Annotated in this window: 18 protein-coding genes; 6 read left to right on the top strand and 12 right to left on the bottom strand. The window is 42.3% G+C overall.

Annotated elements, in window-relative coordinates:
* Positions 1-54: 54 nt before the first annotated feature.
* Positions 55-939: an N-acetylmannosamine kinase gene (locus ACEYKX_RS06385; protein WP_373766218.1), complete on the bottom strand. Its 885-nt coding sequence runs from the start codon at positions 937-939 to the stop codon at positions 55-57.
* Position 940: 1 nt separating this feature from the next.
* Entirely contained in the window at positions 941-1,636 is a 696-nt protein-coding gene (locus tag ACEYKX_RS06380) for an N-acetylmannosamine-6-phosphate 2-epimerase (protein WP_373766217.1), read from the bottom strand.
* 258 nt (positions 1,637-1,894) lie between these two features.
* Between ACEYKX_RS06380 and ACEYKX_RS06375 the strand changes: the two genes are divergently transcribed.
* The 3 genes from ACEYKX_RS06375 (at position 1,895) to deoD (ending at position 4,781) form a co-directional block, all read left to right on the top strand.
* Positions 1,895-3,166: a NupC/NupG family nucleoside CNT transporter gene (locus ACEYKX_RS06375; RefSeq protein ID WP_373766216.1), complete on the top strand. Its 1,272-nt coding sequence runs from the start codon at positions 1,895-1,897 to the stop codon at positions 3,164-3,166.
* Positions 3,167-3,254: 88 nt separating this feature from the next.
* Positions 3,255-4,034 carry a deoxyribose-phosphate aldolase gene (gene deoC, locus ACEYKX_RS06370; RefSeq protein ID WP_373766215.1) on the top strand — a complete coding sequence of 260 codons (780 nt, stop codon included), beginning with the start codon at positions 3,255-3,257 and terminating at the stop codon, positions 4,032-4,034.
* Between the two features lie 30 nt (positions 4,035-4,064).
* Entirely contained in the window at positions 4,065-4,781 is a 717-nt protein-coding gene (deoD, locus tag ACEYKX_RS06365; protein ID WP_373766214.1) for a purine-nucleoside phosphorylase, read from the top strand.
* 101 nt (positions 4,782-4,882) lie between these two features.
* Here deoD and ACEYKX_RS06360 read toward each other — a convergent pair whose 3' ends face one another.
* The 6 genes from ACEYKX_RS06360 to grcA all read right to left on the bottom strand — a co-directional run bounded on the left by ACEYKX_RS06360 (position 4,883) and on the right by grcA (position 11,397).
* Entirely contained in the window at positions 4,883-5,872 is a 990-nt protein-coding gene (locus tag ACEYKX_RS06360) for an amidohydrolase family protein (protein ID WP_373766213.1), read from the bottom strand.
* Between the two features lie 264 nt (positions 5,873-6,136).
* Positions 6,137-6,898, bottom strand: a complete 762-nt coding sequence (gene tcdA / locus ACEYKX_RS06355; RefSeq protein WP_373766212.1) for a tRNA cyclic N6-threonylcarbamoyladenosine(37) synthase TcdA — start codon at positions 6,896-6,898, stop codon at positions 6,137-6,139.
* A 7-nt stretch (positions 6,899-6,905) separates the two neighbouring features.
* On the bottom strand, positions 6,906-7,970 hold the full coding sequence (locus tag ACEYKX_RS06350; protein ID WP_373766211.1) for a DNA polymerase beta superfamily protein: 1,065 nt from the start codon (positions 7,968-7,970) through the stop codon (positions 6,906-6,908).
* Positions 7,967-8,725 carry a DNA polymerase beta superfamily protein gene (locus tag ACEYKX_RS06345; protein WP_373766210.1) on the bottom strand — a complete coding sequence of 253 codons (759 nt, stop codon included), beginning with the start codon at positions 8,723-8,725 and terminating at the stop codon, positions 7,967-7,969. Before ACEYKX_RS06345 ends, ACEYKX_RS06350 begins: the two co-directional genes overlap by 4 nt.
* A gap of 91 nt (positions 8,726-8,816) precedes the next feature.
* On the bottom strand, positions 8,817-10,763 hold the full coding sequence (locus tag ACEYKX_RS06340; RefSeq protein ID WP_373766209.1) for an ABC transporter ATP-binding protein: 1,947 nt from the start codon (positions 10,761-10,763) through the stop codon (positions 8,817-8,819).
* Between the two features lie 250 nt (positions 10,764-11,013).
* Complete coding sequence (grcA, locus tag ACEYKX_RS06335) at positions 11,014-11,397, bottom strand: autonomous glycyl radical cofactor GrcA (RefSeq protein ID WP_373766208.1); 384 nt, start codon at positions 11,395-11,397, stop codon at positions 11,014-11,016.
* Between the two features lie 201 nt (positions 11,398-11,598).
* Here grcA and ung point away from each other — a divergent pair, with 201 nt between their 5' ends.
* Positions 11,599-12,270, top strand: coding sequence for a uracil-DNA glycosylase (gene ung / locus ACEYKX_RS06330; protein ID WP_373766207.1), 672 nt, complete (start codon positions 11,599-11,601; stop codon positions 12,268-12,270).
* A 121-nt stretch (positions 12,271-12,391) separates the two neighbouring features.
* Here ung and ACEYKX_RS06325 read toward each other — a convergent pair whose 3' ends face one another.
* From ACEYKX_RS06325 to ACEYKX_RS06310, 4 genes are all read right to left on the bottom strand, one after another.
* Positions 12,392-13,216: a Dam family site-specific DNA-(adenine-N6)-methyltransferase gene (locus ACEYKX_RS06325; RefSeq protein WP_373766206.1), complete on the bottom strand. Its 825-nt coding sequence runs from the start codon at positions 13,214-13,216 to the stop codon at positions 12,392-12,394.
* A 4-nt stretch (positions 13,217-13,220) separates the two neighbouring features.
* Complete coding sequence (gene aroB, locus ACEYKX_RS06320) at positions 13,221-14,309, bottom strand: 3-dehydroquinate synthase (RefSeq protein ID WP_373766205.1); 1,089 nt, start codon at positions 14,307-14,309, stop codon at positions 13,221-13,223.
* Positions 14,310-14,323: 14 nt separating this feature from the next.
* Positions 14,324-14,845, bottom strand: a complete 522-nt coding sequence (aroK, locus tag ACEYKX_RS06315) for a shikimate kinase AroK (protein WP_373766204.1) — start codon at positions 14,843-14,845, stop codon at positions 14,324-14,326.
* 234 nt (positions 14,846-15,079) lie between these two features.
* On the bottom strand, positions 15,080-17,680 hold the full coding sequence (locus ACEYKX_RS06310; RefSeq protein WP_373766203.1) for a penicillin-binding protein 1A: 2,601 nt from the start codon (positions 17,678-17,680) through the stop codon (positions 15,080-15,082).
* Positions 17,681-17,818: 138 nt separating this feature from the next.
* Between ACEYKX_RS06310 and ACEYKX_RS06305 the strand changes: the two genes are divergently transcribed.
* Both ACEYKX_RS06305 and ACEYKX_RS06300 read left to right on the top strand, forming a co-directional pair.
* Positions 17,819-18,517: a hypothetical protein gene (locus ACEYKX_RS06305; RefSeq protein WP_373766202.1), complete on the top strand. Its 699-nt coding sequence runs from the start codon at positions 17,819-17,821 to the stop codon at positions 18,515-18,517.
* Positions 18,499-19,017 carry a hypothetical protein gene (locus tag ACEYKX_RS06300; protein ID WP_373766201.1) on the top strand — a complete coding sequence of 173 codons (519 nt, stop codon included), beginning with the start codon at positions 18,499-18,501 and terminating at the stop codon, positions 19,015-19,017. Before ACEYKX_RS06305 ends, ACEYKX_RS06300 begins: the two co-directional genes overlap by 19 nt.
* Position 19,018: the final 1 nt, after the last annotated feature.

Genomic DNA, 19,018 nt, shown 5'->3' with positions numbered 1-19,018 from the left:
ACAATAAGGGGCTGACATCCCAGCCCTTATTTTTATGTTTAACTTAACGGCTTATTATTCATATTGATTTTCCGCCCACCAGGCAGCACCGATCAAACCGGCATCTTGTGCATAATAGGCTGGGATAATTTCCGGTCTGTATATCGATGGCATTTGCGCTAAAAAATGCTCAACACGCGCTAAATAACCACTTGCCAAACCGACACTTCCACCCAATGCAATCCGTTGAATATCCAAACCGATTTTTAAATCTGCGATTAAATTGGCAATAGCTTTTGCCGATTTATCCACCAACGTCCCCGCCTGCGGATCACCGGCTCTAAAACGTTCGAACACTTCCGGCGGTTCACACGGGTTTTCCCATTTTGCCGCATCTCGCGCAATTGCTCGTCCCGAAGCAATGGCTTCTACACATCCTACCCGGCCGCAGCCGCAAGTTTCACCATGATAATCTACTGCCATGTGCCCGATATGTCCGGCTACCCCGTTTGTACCGGTAAACAATTTGCGGTTAAGAATAATGCCGCCGCCGACACCGGTAGATACCGTAATAAAGGCAAAATTTTCAATATCCTCTTGGCGCAGAAATTCCGCACAGCCGGCAGCTTGTGCGTCATTGAGCAAGGTAATCGGCTTATCCGTATGTTTTGCAATACTTTGTTGTAAAGGGAAAAAGGCAAGATTGCCTAAATTTTTCGGATTAAGTGCGGTTAATATACCGTTCTGAATAATCCCCGTGGATGCCACTGAGACTTTGTCGAATTGTCCTGAAAATTTCTGTAGGACTTCCGCTAACGCATTATCCAAAGCCTCTGCACTCGGGTTTTGCGGTGTGTGAATTTGAATGCGTTGTTCCACCAGTGCATCTTTATCTTTTAAGGTGACCAGCGCAGCCGCAATTTTCGTTCCACCGACATCAATCGCTAAACAAGCTGTCATTTTAAGCTCCTTTTTTGCAATTATCGATCGCACTGACAAACCAGCTGACTATATGCTCCAAGCGGGTCAATGCCGATCCGACCGTAACGGCATATGCACCGTTTTCAATTGCCGCAGCCGCCAGCTCCGGCGTATTGTACCGTCCTTCCGCCATGACACGACAACCACTTGCGACCAAATCACGTACAAGTTGTACATCAGGTTCATCAGGCGTTTCACCGCCGGTATAGCCTGACATGGTGCTGCCGATCAGATCAACTCCCAGCGCTTGGCAATACATACCTTCTTTATAGTTTGAACAGTCGGCCATCGACATGGCGCCGAGCTCTTGAATGCGCTTTGCACAGGCTTCAATCGTCGTCGGGCGAATGCGATCCGTACCATCGAAAGCAATAATATCCGCGCCGGCATGATAGAGATCATCGATATCTTGTAAAAACGGTGTAATACGTACCGGGCTGTCAGGCAGATCCCGCTTAACGATACCAACGATAGGGACATCAACAACAGCTCGTACCGCTTTTAGATTATCAATGCCTTCAATACGTAATCCTGCCGCCCCTCCTATGACTGATGCTTTTGCCATTGCCGCCACGATTTCCGGTGAATCCATCGGACCGTTATCCACGGGCTGGCAGGAGGCGATTAGCCCGTTTTGTAACTGCGCTAAAATTTGTGCCTTGGTTAATCTCGACATAATGACTCCACAATTTATTATAAAAAAGAAGATTTACTCCAAAGAATAATCCTGTTAAATGCACAAATCAATAAATACCGCTTAAAAGTGAGAGGTAGATCAAATTTTTTATCTTTGCCTGCCATAATACTGATATAACTATAAAATTTTGAAGATTTTGACAAAAAAAGGCGGTATCATAAACACCCTTTTTCATGGTTGCTGCGGTGTTCTTATTTGGCAATCAATTTTCTGTTAAACTTTTTCGAGGTTGTAAAAATGGATACATTTATGAGCCTTCTAGGCATTGTTGTACTCCTTTTAATTGCGTTCTTGTTATCCAACAATAAAAAAGCAATTAACTATCGTACCGTTTTCGGTGCGCTAGCAATTCAAATCGGTATCGGCGCTATTATTCTCTATATCCCGGCTGGACGCGATGCTTTGCTTGCCGCATCAAAAGGGGTCAGCGCCGTGATTAACTACGGTAATGACGGTATCAGTTTCTTATTTGGCGGTTTAGTCAGTGATAAGATGTTTGAAGTATTCGGTGGCGGCGGTTTCGTCTTTGCTCTGCGTGTGCTTCCACCGATTATTTTCTTCTCCGCATTAATTTCCGTTCTCTACTACCTTGGTATTATGCAACTTGTCATCAAGCTCCTTGGTGGTGCGTTACAAAAAGCATTAGGTACATCAAAAGCAGAATCTATGTCTGCGGCGGCAAATATCTTTGTCGGTCAAACCGAAGCCCCGTTATTGGTGAAACCATATATCAAATCAATGACGGACTCTGAATTGTTTGCCGTTATGTGTGGTGGTTTAGCCTCCGTCGCCGGCGCGGTAATGATTGGTTATGCCGGTATGGGGGTTCCGCTTCCGTACTTAATCGCAGCATCATTTATGGCAGCGCCGGGCGGTTTGCTCTTTGCCAAAATTCTACACCCGCAAACAGAATCGTTTAAAGATGAGTTAAGTGAAGACGATATGGATGACAAACCGGCCAATGTCATTGAAGCGGCGGCAGTCGGTGCATTCTCCGGTTTACAACTTGTCATGAATGTCGGTGCAATGCTATTAGCGTTTATTGCATTAATTGCTATGTTAAACGGCTTTATCGGTTGGGTTGGTGGCTTAGTCGGCTTCGAAGGCGTTACATTACAATCTTTATTAGGTTATGTTTTCCAACCGCTTGCTTGGATTATCGGCGTACCTTGGGGAGCCGAAGCACAAGTAGCCGGTTCGTTAATCGGACAAAAACTGGTCGTAAACGAATTCGTTGCTTATGCCGATTTTGCCAACTACTTAAAACCGGAAAGTGCGCCGGTCGTATTAGGTGAAAAAACGATTGCGATCATCACCTTTGCACTTTGTGGCTTTGCAAACTTGAGTTCTATTGCTATCCTTATCGGCGGTTTAGGCGGTATGGCACCGAATCGTCGTAGTGACGTAGCGCGCATGGGAATCAAAGCCGTTGCGGCGGGTACACTCTCCAACTTAATGAGTGCGGCCATTGCAGGTTTATTTATCGGTATCGGCGGCGCCGTATTGTAATCGATAAAAACACATTCTCAACACCACAGGAAACTGTGGTGTTGTCGTTTATAGCCAAGTTAAACGATTGCGTTTATAAGGAGTAACCATGAATTTGAAACAAATCGCACAACAAGCCTTATCTTTAATGGATTTAACTACATTAAACGATAATGACACAGATGACAAAGTTATTGCGTTATGCCAACAAGGTAAAACCGAATTCGGTACGCCGGCAGCAGTGTGTGTTTACCCACGTTTTGTCCCTATTGCACGTAAAGCGTTAAAAGCGCAAGGTACGCCACAAGTGAAAATTGCTACAGTAACCAATTTCCCTCACGGTCACGATGATATCGACATTGCCGTTGCCGAAACCAAAGCGGCAGTGGCTTACGGAGCCGATGAAGTAGATGTAGTTTTTCCATACCGAGCCTTAATCGCCGGCAATGAGAAAGTAGGATTCGAATTGGTCAAACAGTGTAAAGCGGTTTGTACTCAAGCTAATGTTGCTTTAAAAGTCATTATTGAATCGGGTGAATTAAAAACACCTGAATTAATCCGTCAAGCCAGTGAAATTTCGATTAAAGCGGGAGCGGATTTTATCAAAACCTCAACAGGTAAAGTGCCTGTTAATGCGACGCTTGAATCTGCACGTATTATGCTTGAAACGATTCGTGATTTAGGTGTTGCGGATAAAGTCGGCTTTAAAGCGGCCGGCGGCGTCAAAACCACCGAAGAAGCGCAACAATATCTTGCCTTGAGTGCTGAAATTTTAGGAAAAGATTGGATCAACCAAGCGCATTTCCGCTTTGGCGCCTCCAGTTTATTAGCAAATTTGCTTGCAACCTTAAAGGATGAGCAAGTAAATCAAAACGTAACGGGATATTAATCTCTCCATTCTAACTAAGAGGAACATAACATGACTCCACATATTAACGCACCTGCCGGTGCATTTGCCGATGTCGTTTTAATGCCGGGCGATCCGCTTCGTGCGAAATATATCGCTGAAACTTTCTTAGAAAACGCAGAACAAGTAACGAATGTACGCAATATGTTCGGTTATACCGGAACTTATAAGGGGCGCCGTATTTCTGTAATGGGACACGGTATGGGTATCCCGTCTTGCTCTATTTATGCCAAAGAGTTAATCACTGAATACGGCGTGAAAAAAATCATCCGTGTCGGTTCTTGCGGAGCGGTTCGCCAAGACGTGAAATTACGTGAAGTCGTTATCGGTGTTGGTGCTTGTACGGATTCAAAAGTCAACCGTATGCGTTTTAAAGATCACGACTTTGCGGCAATTGCCGATTTTGATATGACGGCAGCGGCTGTTCAAGCGGCAAAAGAAAAAGGCGTAGATGTCCGTGTCGGCAACTTATTCTCCGCCGATCTTTTCTACACACCGGATCCGTCTATGTTTGATGTGATGGAAAAATACGGCATTTTAGGGGTTGAAATGGAAGCCGCAGGGATTTACGGCGTTGCCGCAGAATTCGGTGCCAAAGCATTAACTATCTGTACCGTTTCGGATCACATTCGCACTCACGAACAAACCACGGCAGAAGAACGTCAATTAACTTTCAATGATATGATTGAAATTGCATTGGAATCCGTTCTTATCGGTGATAAAGCCTAATTTACAAAATAACGTTGAATATTATTTTACGTGCTATTCAACGACAAGCGGTGCGATCTGCAAAATAATTTGCAGATCGCACCGCTTGTTACTTTCACGGATTACGCAGTTAACCCTAACACCTTACGCCCGTTAATACTGGCGATATTTGCCATTTCTTCCAAGTTGGTAAAACGGCAGCCTGCAGACAATAAGCTCAACTCTTGCCACATATCGCCTTCACAGAGAGGAACCATATAGTCACAAATATTATCCGTCCCGATTGCCACGGTAATCCCTTCCGGGATCATTTCATCGGCGGGCGTTAAGGCATTATGAAACGGTAATACTTCATCTTTACGCGGGCTGTCAATCCACGCCATCGGGCAGGCAATCATCATCATATCCACCGCTTTCATTTTTTTATACAGCATTTGGCGGTATTCTCTCGGATGTGCACCAATCGAAATGCCGTGAATCGCAACAACCCGCCCTTGCATACCGTGCTCTAACGATTTATCGCAAAGCTGTTCCGTTTCTTTCTCTTTTTGGCTGTTAAATTGATCAACGTGGACATGTAACATTTTGCCTTGGGATTTTGCCTTTTCCATCAAAATATCCATCGCTTCCAGCCCCTTGCCATAGTCCAATTCATCACGATACGGCAAACCGCCAATCATATCGACCATCTCCGAACCGATATCAAACCATCTCCGTGCATTCGGCTCAATCACTCCTTTCAGCGTTTGATTGGCAAATTTTAAAATAATGTCGTTTTTATACACCTCACGGGCTTTATGGGCGGCTAAGATCGCACGGTCTTCACAAACTTGGTCGATATCGACAAAGGTGCCGAATGCAGTCACCCCTTGTGAAATCATCAGCTCAATCGCTTGGCTGAAACGGCGGTAATAATCTTCCACCGTCGAATTCCGTTTCACTTCATCCACTAAATCCCATTTTTGTTGCAAATTGGCTTCTTGGTAAATTTTAATTTTCTCAGGTGTCATGGTAAATGCACGATCCGCATGTGCATGAGAATTGACCCACCCGCCTTTTTTAATGACCTCATCACGAATATGGCTTTTTAGTGTACGAATTAACTGACTCATTGTTTATTTATCCTCTTACGCAAATTTTAGGCAAAAAAAAGATCCCTAACTATTGGGATCTTGATTTGAAATGAATAAAAAAAGAGTCAAACCTCGTGGTTGAACAAGGCTTGACTGAGAATACTTTTTCGATTTTGTAAAATATGTTTGGTACTGCATGTCTAGTTCCTTTTGGCACTAGGCGTGTAGTATAAGTTTTCTGTCGTAAAAATGCAAACGTTTGCTTTTAAACAAGCGGTCTGTTTTGCGTAAAAATTTGCAAAATTAGCGCAGTAATTTCTCAATAACACGGCTGACGGCAAAAAAACCAAAGGTTGCCGTCACCATCGTTGCCGCCCCAAAACCATTGGCGCAGTTCATCGTAGCAGATACTTCACAACCTTCGCTCATTTTCGGAAAAATTAACGGCTGAGTTGAAAACACACAATCAATTCCAAATTTACGCTTCGGGTTTTGGCTGAAGTTATACTCTTTGCGTAACAAGCTGCGCACTTTTGAAGCCAGCGGATCTTGAATGGTCTTGCTTAAATCGGTGATCTGAATTTGGGTCGGATCCGTTTGCCCGCCTGCACCGCCCGTGGTAATTATTTTAATTTTATGACGCTTACAAAAAGCGATTAACGCCGCTTTGACTTTCACACTGTCAATCGCATCAATCACATAATCATAACCACGCAGCAGATAGTCACTCAAATTATCTTGCGTGAGAAAATCATCAATGATCGTGACTTCACATTCAGGGTTGATTTTGGCAATACGCTCTTGCATTACTTCGGTTTTCAGTTTTCCGATTTCGCCTGACATTGCATGAATTTGACGGTTGATATTAGTGACACAAATATCATCCATATCAATCAAGGTAAGTTTCCCCACGCCTGAACGCGCCAAAGCTTCCACCGCCCAAGAGCCAACACCGCCGATACCAATCACACACACATGCGATTGACGTAGCTTTGCTAATCCTTCAGGCGTATAAAGGCGACCGATTCCGCCAAAACGTTGTTCGTAGTTATCTGTTCTTGTCATGTTATTCTCATCGATATAATTGCCGGCGGATTGCAACCAGAGCCTGTATTGCTTGTTCACGATCTGCACGTTCAGGTAAATCGGATTGAGCAAACAGTACTTCAATTTCCGCCATGAGTTGCTCCGATCGCAAAATCAGTTCTTCATAAGTAAATTCACCGCGACGGATTGCCAATAGCGCCTCTCTATTTGGTCGGTGAACACGAATTTCACCATATAATGCAATCTCTTTTGCCGTTTCTAATAAACGGAAAGTATGCATTACGTTTTTTGAATCATACTGTTGACCATGCGCTTGGTTATTGTTGTAACGCTCTTCATTTCGTTCTTCCACCCACTGCCAATAAGACTGGTAATCTCGGCAATAGCTGCTAAAGCCTTCTTGATTAAAGATCAAATAAGTCACCGGTGATAAGCCTTTCTCAACCCGACTTTTCAGGATAACCGAATCTTCTTCATTCTTCATCACGCCTTGATAACCCAACTGACAATCTCGGTCTAAAAATACCGCATAAAGATTTTTAGCATGTTCTATCGCAACTAATCCAAGCTGTTTTTGGTTTAAATTTGAGTCAACCAACCACTTATTTAATGGAATGGATTTATCTTGTTCAAGAACAAAACAAAATTCTAATAAGCTTTTTTTCTCTTTAGGAATAGGATTAACAATTTTTTTATTTAACCCACGAGCTTTTTTTATTTGTCCAAAGGCATATCCTGCAAAACTTTGCTGACATTGCTTAGAAATAAAATAATCACTCTTTAATAAATCCATAAGTGGATGTCGATATAATATGCAATGCTCTGGTGAAGCTAACAATTCCAACACGTTAGGATTATTTTGTAGTAATAATTCAACAAATCTCCCAAGTTCAAAATAAACTTCATCATTTGTTTCATTATTAACTTGCGGAATATAATTCAAACCATATAACGCATTATCCGGCAAATAAAATACTCCTCGAATATCCGTATCTGAATGTGGTAAATCAAGCCCATAAGCACGGCTACCTGAAATCACTTCAAATAAAATCAGATTTTGATCTTTTAAATCTTGAATCGTTAAGTTCATCTTATTCTATTTAATGTCTTTATAAATAATTCGTTCAAAGGTTCTACTGCAAGCGGTCTGTTTTCAGGAATAATTTGCAAATTATCAATTTCGTTATATATATCGTGAGTAAATCGAATTAATGTTGAAGATAATTGATGTAAATAGCTCTCAGGTTGTGTTGCTTTTAAATTGATTAATTCGTCAATTTCCGCTTTTAAAGTATTCGACAAATCTAGATAAAGTTGAAAAATATTCATTGGCGGAATTGTTTTTTTCTTTGCTGCCCAATCGGCTGCTAATAACGGGCGCAATACATAAAACCATTTTTTCAATTTTATTTCGTGATTTAAATCTAATTGCGATAATGCGTTTTTTGCGATACCACGATAATGATGCACTATGGGAGCCACTTGAAAATATTCATTTAAAAGCGGAGAAATATCTTTGACAAATACCTCTTGCTGTTGATAAACAATAGGCGAATTAAACCATTCTAATAATACGGCATTGGATTTACGTAATAATTGTAATACCTTGCGTAGATCCCATCCGCCAACATCAAACCATTGATTTTCAATATATTCAAACGTCGATTTCGGTTCTTCAATAGATAAATAAGCTTGTTGCGGACGAATAAAAACCGCCCGCACATCGTAATCACTATCTGGAGAAGGAAATCCCCACGCCCGACTACCGCTTTCCACAGCTAATAGGAAATTAATATGCTCTTCTTGGCTGATATGCTTTAATTTATCTTGAATTTCATGTTTCATTATCTACCCCATAGCAATTATTGCGGATAAATTATAATGATAATAACATCGGCAGTTATCCTAAAATTTTGGATAACTGTATTCACGAATATTAAACTACACCATTCTTAATATTCTCAAGCGCTTCCCAACGTTCAAACGCTTGCTCTAACGCCATTTCCGTATCCGCTAATTTTTGTAACTGAGCTTGAGTATAGCTCGGATCTTTAGCAAAGAAATCCGCACTATTCACTTCGGCTTGTAAGGCTTCAATTTCTGCTTCAAGCTGTTCCATTTTTTCAGGCAGGGCTTCTAACTCTCGTTGCTCTTTATAAGAAAGTTTGACTTTTTTAGCCATATCTTGTCTTGGCTTTTCAGGTTCAACAAGCGGTGCTTTCTCTTCCATTTTTTGCACATTTTTCGCTGAATCTGACCGCTTGTTTGCTTCTAATGTTGCAAAATAATTCGCCTGCTGTTGCTTCGCATCATGGTAGCCGCCGATATATTTATTCACTACCCCTTCGCCTTCAAAGATGTAGCATTCCGTTGCGGTATTGTCGATAAATTGACGGTCGTGGCTGACTATAATCAAAGTGCCTTGATAATCCGCCAACATCTCTTCCAGTAGCTCTAAGGTTTCTACATCAAGGTCGTTGGTAGGTTCGTCCAAAATCAGTAAGTTATTTGGTTTTAGCAATAATTTAGCTAATAACAAGCGGTTACGTTCACCGCCCGATAAGGCTTTGACTGGGGTCATCGCCCGTTTCGGCGGAAATAGGAAGTCTTGCAAATAACCAAGTACGTGGCGTTTTACCCCATTGACTTCAATATCTTGTTTGCCGTCCGCCACGTTATCCATTACCGTTTTTTCAGGATCTAGCTCTGCACGGTATTGATCGAAATACGCGACTTCTAGCTTAGTGCCACAACGTACCGTCCCTGCTGTCGGCTGAATTTCGCCAAGCAACAGTTTAATTAAGGTCGTTTTGCCAATTCCGTTTGCCCCGATAAAAGCAATTTTATCGCCACGCAAAATCGTGGTGCTGAAGTTTTTCAGCAAGGTTTTACCTGCCACTTCGTAGCTGGCATTTTCCACTTCAAACACAATTTTGCCTGAACGAGCGGTTTGATCGAGCTGAATTTTTACCGTGCCTTGTACTTCTCGGCGTGCTTTACGCTCTTCTCGCAAGGCTTTCAAGGCTCGCACACGCCCTTCATTACGAGTGCGACGAGCTTTAATTCCTTGGCGGATCCAAACTTCTTCTTGGGCTAATTTTTTATCAAACAGCTCATTTTGTAAGGCTTCTACACGCAGATCTTCGGCTTTAGTTTCAAGGTAAACATCGTAATTACTAGGATAGGAAACCAGTTTGCCCCGATCTAAATCGACAATGCGAGTTGCCATTTTGCGAATAAAAGCACGGTCGTGAGAGATGAAAATAATACTGCCTTTAAACTCTAACAACAGATTTTCTAACCAAGCAATCGTATCCACATCTAAATGGTTGGTCGGTTCGTCCAACAGTAACACATCTGGATCCGCCACCAACGCACGCGCCAACGCCGCACGGCGAACCCAACCGCCCGACAGCTCGCACAAACGTTTTTCTGGGTCAAGCTCTAACAGCTTCAACGTATCTTGAATACGGTTTTCAAACTGCCAACCGTTAGCGTGTTCCAGTTGAGCCTGAACTTGCGAAAGTTGCGACATCAGCGTATCGCTGTAATCTGTCAGCATTTGTTGCGAAATGTGGTGATATTGCTTTAAAAGATCGGCTAAATGTGCAATCCCTTCTGCGACATAATCAAACACAGTATCTTCAATATGTCGGGGCGGATCTTGTTCTAAACGAGTGACAACAATATCTTTTTCAAAAATCAATTTGCCATCGTCTAGCTGAACTTCGCCAGCCAGCACTTTCATTAGGGTCGATTTGCCTGCCCCGTTTCGTCCGACAAGACAGACACGTTCGCCCTGTTCAATGTGTAATTCGGTGTGATCAAGTAGTGGATGATCGCCAAAGCCTAAATAGGCGTTAGAAAGGTTAATTAAAGCCATAGAATGTGTTTTTGATTGCAAAAAATTAGACGGATTTTATCAGGTTTACGGCAGGTTGTAAGCGAGAAATCCATCAAGAAAAACGGTACGACAAAAACATACTCGTTAATTCATGTGATATGATTTAAGCGGATGATTCACTGAGAATATTTTCACGAGAACAAAAAAGCTCCCTTGCGGGAGCTTTACTACGTCGTACAATATATTAATCGGGCTAAAGGCATCCTTTGCCTATCATAAAACCGAAAAATTATAAGCTTTCAGTGAATGTACGGGTGATTACATCACGTTGTTGTTCCGGCGTAAGTGAGTTGAAACGCACGGCATAACCGGATACGCGGATAGTTAATTGAGGATATTTTTCAGGGTTTTTCACCGCATCTTCCAATGTTTCGCGACGTAACACGTTTACGTTTAAGTGCTGACCGCCTTCAACTTTAATGGTCGGTGCGACGTTTACCGGTACTTCGCGATATGCGATTTGACCTAATTCGCTGATTGCAACGACTTGGTCTTCTTGGAAATCACCTTTAGCAACTAAGCAACGCGCTTCGTTTTTTTCTTCATCTAACAACCAGAAAGAGTTTAATAGATTTTTGTTTGCGGATTCGGTAATTTGTACACCTTTAATCATGTTTAATGCTCCTGTGTGTTGGGGAAAGGATTATCAAAAAATTTGATTTTTTCAAAAAATTTTGAGTATTCTAACCTCTCCACATTAAAAAGCGAGAAAAATTTCAGTATTTTTCTAAAAAAAGTTGAAAGTTGTATAAATAACAATCTATTTTTAACAATAAATTCTTATCATTAACTATATATTAACAAGGGTTTTAAAATGAATACATGGAAAGAAGCCATTGGTGATGAAAAATCACAGCCTTATTTTCAACAAATATTACAGTTTGTCCAGCAAGAGCGCTTAAACGGTAAAGTGATTTATCCGCCTTCGCATGAAGTATTCAGTGCCTTTGCTTTGACGGAATTCTCGGATGTAAAAGTGGTAATTTTAGGACAAGATCCTTACCACGGACCAAATCAAGCGCACGGGTTATCATTTTCGGTCAAGCCGGGTGTTGTACCGCCACCGTCACTATTGAATATGTACAAAGAACTGGCACAAGATGTCGGTTTTCAAATTCCGCAGCACGGTTATTTGGTTGAATGGGCAAAACAAGGCGTATTGTTGCTCAATACGGTGCTGACCGTTGAACAGGGTAAAGCGCATTCTCATGCGAATATCGGTTGGGAAACGTTTACGGATAAAGTGATTCACCAATTAAACCAACAGCGTGATCATCTTGTTTTTTTATTATGGGGTAGCCATGCCCAAAAAAAAGGACAATTTATTGACCGACGCCGCCACTGTGTATTAACCGCCCCTCACCCGTCACCGCTATCGGCACACCGTGGTTTTTTGGGATGCCGCCATTTTTCTAAGGCGAATGATTATTTACGGCAGCAAGGCTTAACGGAAATTAACTGGCAACTGCCGTTACAAGCGGTCTGATTTGCTTAATATGTTAAAAAAACGCTAAGGGCAGAAGGAAAGATTGTCGTTTTAAGTATATTAAAGCGACAAAATTTAGGGCTAATCTACTTTAATCCAAAAACTATTACACAGTGGGAGATTATAAAAAGAGTGCGAAAAGCTCACTCACTTTCACGCGGGAATGGATACTTTGGCTGATTTGGCGTTGTACTTTGAAGTGCTTAATGTCCGCGCCATGATAGATTTTACGGGTAAAATCCGTATCATGATTAGAAATCAGCACCGGAATATTTGCCTGCTGCGCTTTTCTTGCATATTCTGCCAAGGCGATCTGCTGTTCCAAACTAAAACCGCCGCCGGCATAAGCGGTAAAGTTACTTTCTTGTTCAAGCGGCGCATACGGCGGATCGCAATAAACAACGTAGTCATCAGGATTATCCGTTAAATAACGGAAAGTTTGATGAAAATCCGCACAAATAAATGTCGCATGTTGTGCTTTTTCCGCAAAAAAACGTAATTCTTTTTCAGGAAAATAATGGGTTTTATATTCGCCGAAAGGGACGTTATATTCATTTTTTTTGTTATAACGACACAGACCGTTAAAACCAAACCGATTCAAATAGAGAAAAAGTACCGCCCTGCGAAAAACATCCGTCGACTGATTAAATTCTTTGCGGCGTTCGTAATAAAATACGGCGGTATTCGCCTGCTCCTGCTCGAACAAGGCTTTTGTATGCTGAATATAAGTTTCAACATCCTGCTTAATAATATTAAACAGGTTAATCAAATCAGGATTGATATCCGCTAACAGATAACGTTCGAATCGGGTGTTTAGAAAGACGGAGCCGGCTCCGACGAAAGGCTCAACCAAACAAGCCTTTTTTGGCAAATGACGATAAATTTCATCTGTCAGGCGATACTTTCCGCCCGCCCATTTTAAAAAGGCCCGCTGTTTTGTTGTCATGAAATTATTGTTGTGTGAAACGCGTGATGGCGTCTAAAACTTGTTGTTCCGTCGCTTGAGATGTGACATAAGACACACCCAATGCTTTTAATAAAATTAAGCGCAATTTTCCGCTTAATACTTTTTTATCACGCCACATATACGGCAGATATTCTTCCGGTTGCATGCCGTCCGGCGAAACCGTCGGTAAATTCGCTCGTGCAATTAATTTTTCCAAGCGGGCGACATCATACTCGGTCAAGTCCCCTAAAATATGAGATAGCGCCGCCGCTTCCAACATTCCGACGGCTACCGCTTCACCATGTAACCAATTGCCATAGCCCAAATGCGCTTCAATGGCATGTCCGAACGTATGACCTAAGTTAAGTAAAGCACGATCGCCTTTCTCTGTTTCATCACGCACTACCACATCCGCTTTCAATTGGCAACAACGTTGAATACAGTATTCCAACGCACTTTGCTCCAAAGCGACCAAATCATCGATATGCTGTTCTAACCACTCAAAAAACCGAATGTCAAAAATCGCACCGTATTTGATGACTTCCGCCAATCCGGCACTCACTTCGCGCTTATCCAGTGTTTTTAAGGTATCTGTGTCGACAATCACGGAAATCGGCTGATAAAACGCCCCAATCATATTTTTGCCGAGCAGATGATTAACCGCCGTTTTACCACCAACCGAGGAATCCACTTGCGCCAGCAATGTTGTCGGAATTTGAATAAAACGGATACCGCGTTGATAAGATGCCGCCGCATACCCCGCCACATCCCCTATCACACCGCCGCCTAATGCAATTAAGGTGGTATCGCGATTATGATTTTTTTCCAACAGCGCCGTAAAAATGAGATTTAATGAATCCAGCGTTTTATATTTTTCACCGTCCGGAATCAATACCGAATCAACCTGACAGCCTAGTGCCGACAACGTATTTTTAACTGTTTCAAGATAGTGCGGGGCAATCGTTGGATTGGACACAATCATTACCTTATCCCCAGATTTTAACGGATGATAACTTTCCGCCCGGTTTAACAAACCGGCTCCGATAGAAATCGGATAACGACGCTCTTTTAACTCCACATTGACCTGCAACATCTCGGACTCCTTGATTACTGTAAATTATCCATCATTTCAATGATTTGAGTCGCAACCACTTTTGCGCTCTGCTCATCGGTTTGAATGGTGATATCCGCAATCTCTTCATAAAGCGGATTACGAACTTTGGCTAATGCTTGTAATGTCTGATAAGGATCTTCCGTTTGTAACAAAGGACGTTTTTTATCACGTTGAGTACGTTCGAATTGTTTGTCCACTGTTGTTTCCAAATACACCACAATGCCTCGTGCGGATAACACATTACGATTGTCCTTAGATAAAATCGAGCCGCCGCCGGTTGAAAGTACAAGCCCTTGCGCCTGAGTCAATTCATTAATGATCCGTTCTTCGCGTTTGCGAAAGCCCGCTTCACCTTCAATATCAAAGATCCAATCAATATCCGCGCCGGCACGCTCTTCAATCACTGCGTCGGAATCTAAAAAATCCATATTCAACATTTGAGCCAATTGGCGACCAATCGTGCTTTTGCCAGCACCCATCGGACCGATTAAGAAAATATTACGTTTTTCTGCCATTCTTTTTCTATATAAATATCATTTAGCAACATTCGATTTGTAGTAAATTTTCGGAAAAAACAGACCGCTTGTACGATACAAGCGGTCTGTTTTAAGTTAAATTTTACAAAAGTGATTAAAAAAATAAAACACTTATACGTTAAATACACCACAAATCGCCCAAAATAAAGATGGGCGATATTATCTCAATAAATCGCCCCTCTTTTCAACCTAAACAAGAATAATCCTGCATATTTAGAACAATTCTCCGCCATCTATTTTGAGTATACCCGGCGGAGGTAAACCTAAGCGCTGATTTAATGCCGGATTCGGATCTTGAATCGCTTTTTCTACAATGTAGCGTCGTGTCGGCTCGGTTCCTTTAATGAAGTATTCCGTCAACCCGTCACCTAAAAAGCCGCTGACCGGATCAATTTTCGCTTCAACAATATTCGGCGGAAGCGTTTCTTCACGCTCCGGTTTATCCGACAGGGCAACCTTCATGTATTTAATCCAAGCCGGTAATGCCGTTTGGGCTCCGGCTTCACCACGACCTAATTCACGTTTATTGTCATCAAAACCGACATAGACGGTCGTCACGATGTTTGCGCCGAATCCGGCATACCACGTGACTTTCGCATTATTTGTCGTACCGGTTTTGCCGCCGATATCGCGACGTTTAATGTCATTGGCGACACGCCAGCTAGTACCTTTCCAACTTTGCCCTTTCTCTCCCGTGATCGCTGTCGTTAAGGCACTACGCATTAAGAAGGCAATTTCACCGCTAATCACACGCGGCGCATAACGCACTTCTTTCGTCGTTTGCAATGAATCCGCCATCAAACTTGGGGCCGTTTCACGATTTTTGGTTTCGATATCCAATTCAGGAATCGTATCGTTGTCTTCATCTTTCGGGGCTTCCACAACGTCTTCCGCCGCTTGTTCAGACGCTTTCTTTTCTTCCACTTTAATAAAATCAAAGTATTGCGGTTCCGGATAAATGACCGGAATATCGTTACAACTCATACAAGCAATCGGCGGGTTAGCTTTAAACAATTCATTACCGTTGCTGTCTAAAATACGATCGATAATATAAGGTTCAATCAAATATCCGCCGTTATCAAACACGGCATAGCCGCGCGCCATTTCAAGCGGCGTAAAGGACGCTGCACCTAACGCTAACGCTTCCGTTGCTTGATACTGTTCACGTTGGAATCCGAAACGTTGTAAATATTCCGCCACATAATCGACGCCCGCCATCTGAACCGCACGAACCATCATCACGTTTTTCGATTTTCCCAAACCGACACGTAAACGAAGCGAGCCTTCATACACATTCGGTGAGTTTTTCGGAGTCCACGGTTTTTGACCGCGTTTGTTAATCGTAATCGGTGTATCGCTGAGCGTGGTGGACAAACTCAAACCTTTATTCAATGCGGCAGCATAAATAAACGGTTTAATCGAAGAGCCGACTTGAACTAACGATTGCGTTGCACGATTAAAACGGCTTTGCTCAAAACTGAATCCACCGACAATCGCCTCAATTGCGCCATTATCGCTGTTGAGTGAAACCAACGCAGAATTCACTTCCGGAATTTGTCCTAATTCCCAATTTCCTTTTCCATCCTGACGAACCCAAATTTGTTCACCGACATCGATCACGTCTTTGACTGAAACCGGCGTTCTGCCTTGAGCCGAATCATTAATGAATTTGCGCGCCCATTTCATACTCGCCAATTTTAATTCCGCACGATCACCATTCGGTAAAATAATGCCCGCTTTATCTTTACTGACACTTAATACCACCGCACCGATAAACGGCTCAGAATGAGGTAGTTTACTTAAATGATCGATGATTTTCTCTTCATCCCATGCGCTGTCTTTCGGTTGCCATAATTTTTCAGCTCCCCGCCAACCATGACGGCGATCATAATCGATCAAATTATCCCTTAATGCATTTTGTGCTTCTTGCTGATCCGCCGACAACACGGTTGCAAACACTTGGAAACCTTTGGTATAAGCCACTTCTTCGCCATAACGTTTAACCATCTCTTGGCGAATCATCTCAGTCACATAATCCGCACGAAATTCTAAAGACGCCCCGTAATATTTTGCTTTAACCGGTTCGGCTTTTGCCTGTTCGTACTGCTCTTTCGTGATTTTACCGACTTCCAGCATCCGCCCTAACACAACATTACGTCGATTCTCGGCACGTTTTACCGAATAGAGCGGGTTCATCGTCGAAGGTGCCTTCGGTAAGCCGGCAATAATGGCGATTTCCGACAACGTCAATTCGTTTAATTTTTTACCGAAGTACGTTTTTGCCGCCGCCGCAACACCGTATGAACGGTAGCCTAAATAAATTTTATTCAGATACAGTTCTAAAATCTCATCTTTGCTTAAACTTTGCTCAATTTCTACCGCCAAAATCGCTTCTTTTAACTTACGCTCAATTTTACGCTCCGGAGAAAGGAAGAAATTACGCGCCAATTGCTGCGTAATGGTACTCGCACCTTGCGTATCACCTTGGCTGGAACGCCAAATTGCTCGTAAAATTCCTTTAGGATCAATACCCTTATGATCATAAAAGCGGGTATCTTCCGTTGCGATAACGGCATCAATTAACGTCTGAGGTACGTCCGCCAGTTTAACCGGGATACGTCGCTGTTCACCGACCTCGCCGATTAACTTACCGTCGGAAGTAAAAATCTGCATCGGCTGTTGTAGTTCGACCGTTTTAAGAGAGCCGACATCCGGCAAATCACTCTTTAAATGAACATAAAGCAGCCCTGCTGCAATCCCCCCCACAATTATGAGAGAAAGTAAAGCACTAAATATAATTTTTACGATCTTCATCGAAAAATTCTCTTTTATTGAATGACGAAATGTACATTTGGCGCCAATATAGCCCAAACACGAAATATAAAATGAATTATAAGCCAAAAACGAACAAATACACGCATTAATCTTTCACGAAATAAAATAGAGAAAAGCATGAATATTTTCCATTCGATGACCGCAAGCCGCTTAAACAAACATCAGATTGGTATCAGCGAAAATGCCGATCAATTCTGCTTAGTTTATATTAAAGACGATAAAGTTCATTCTTTATGGCAACAAAAACCTTACGACTATAATTTATTCATTCGACAAGCGGTTAGATTTTTGCCTAAATTTACAGTTGTTCGCCCGATTCCTTACCAATATATTTGGCGAAAATATTTGTTTTTTCCCGCCCATTATACGTTACCAACGCTTTATCAACAGGTGATACAATGTCTCACGCAGGAATTGCCGATTCCGATCGAAGAGATTTACTTTGATTACATTATTGAAAAGCAACCTGAAAATCCGGTAATACGGGTTGCTATTCACGCCCTTCGAAAAAACTATGCCGAACCGCTTCTCACACATTCACCGACGATTTTAGATTGCGAATATTACTGCTTTTTACGCGGCTTTCATCATCTCTATACCGAACCGTTTGAAGACATCCGGCAACACCGCTACCTCATCGGAGAACACGTCGTGCAATTTAAATCGGACAAACTCACCGTATCGGAAAAAACACCTCAAGATGAAGACGCTGCCGATATATTCCGTTTTACCGATCTTGCTTTAAGCAACGATACTCCGGATCCGTTTTTATTTATTTCCGCATTGGGAGCCTGTTTATGGAATGGCAAGGTATAGATCTCTCCGAGCGCCGTGCACAACAATGGACAAATGCCGTTTTACGAAAGCTCTTGTGCTTAATCGGCTGTATTGCGCTTTCGTGCTCTGCAGCCTATGTAATCAGTCAATATAACGATTACCTCGAACAGAAAAACAAGCAAACCGTTGCGCAAATTGACCAACTGACGCAAACGCTTCAAACCGCTCAAGAACAGGTATTGAAAATTCAACATCACCAATTTGTGCCGTCTGTTCAAAACATCATTGATACGAAAAAAATCGATGATTTCATCGTTTTCTTACAACATTTATCCCTCAAAGGGAGTTTAGAAATGGCGCAACTTGCCGTTAATGACGGTTTAAAACTCAAACTCGTCGGAAAATTAACGCATCAAACAGAATTGGAATCGTTGGAAAAATACCTCCAGGCTCATCAATATTTGTACAAAATCGACGATTTGAAAACCAACGAAACGCATCAAATTGAGTTCGGGCTGATGATTACATTGGAAAAATAAC

Origin of the sequence: Glaesserella sp., assembly GCF_041817755.1 — a bacterium.
Classification (GTDB): Bacteria; Pseudomonadota; Gammaproteobacteria; order Enterobacterales; family Pasteurellaceae; genus Glaesserella.
This window is presented reverse-complemented; position numbering and strand designations above follow the sequence as displayed.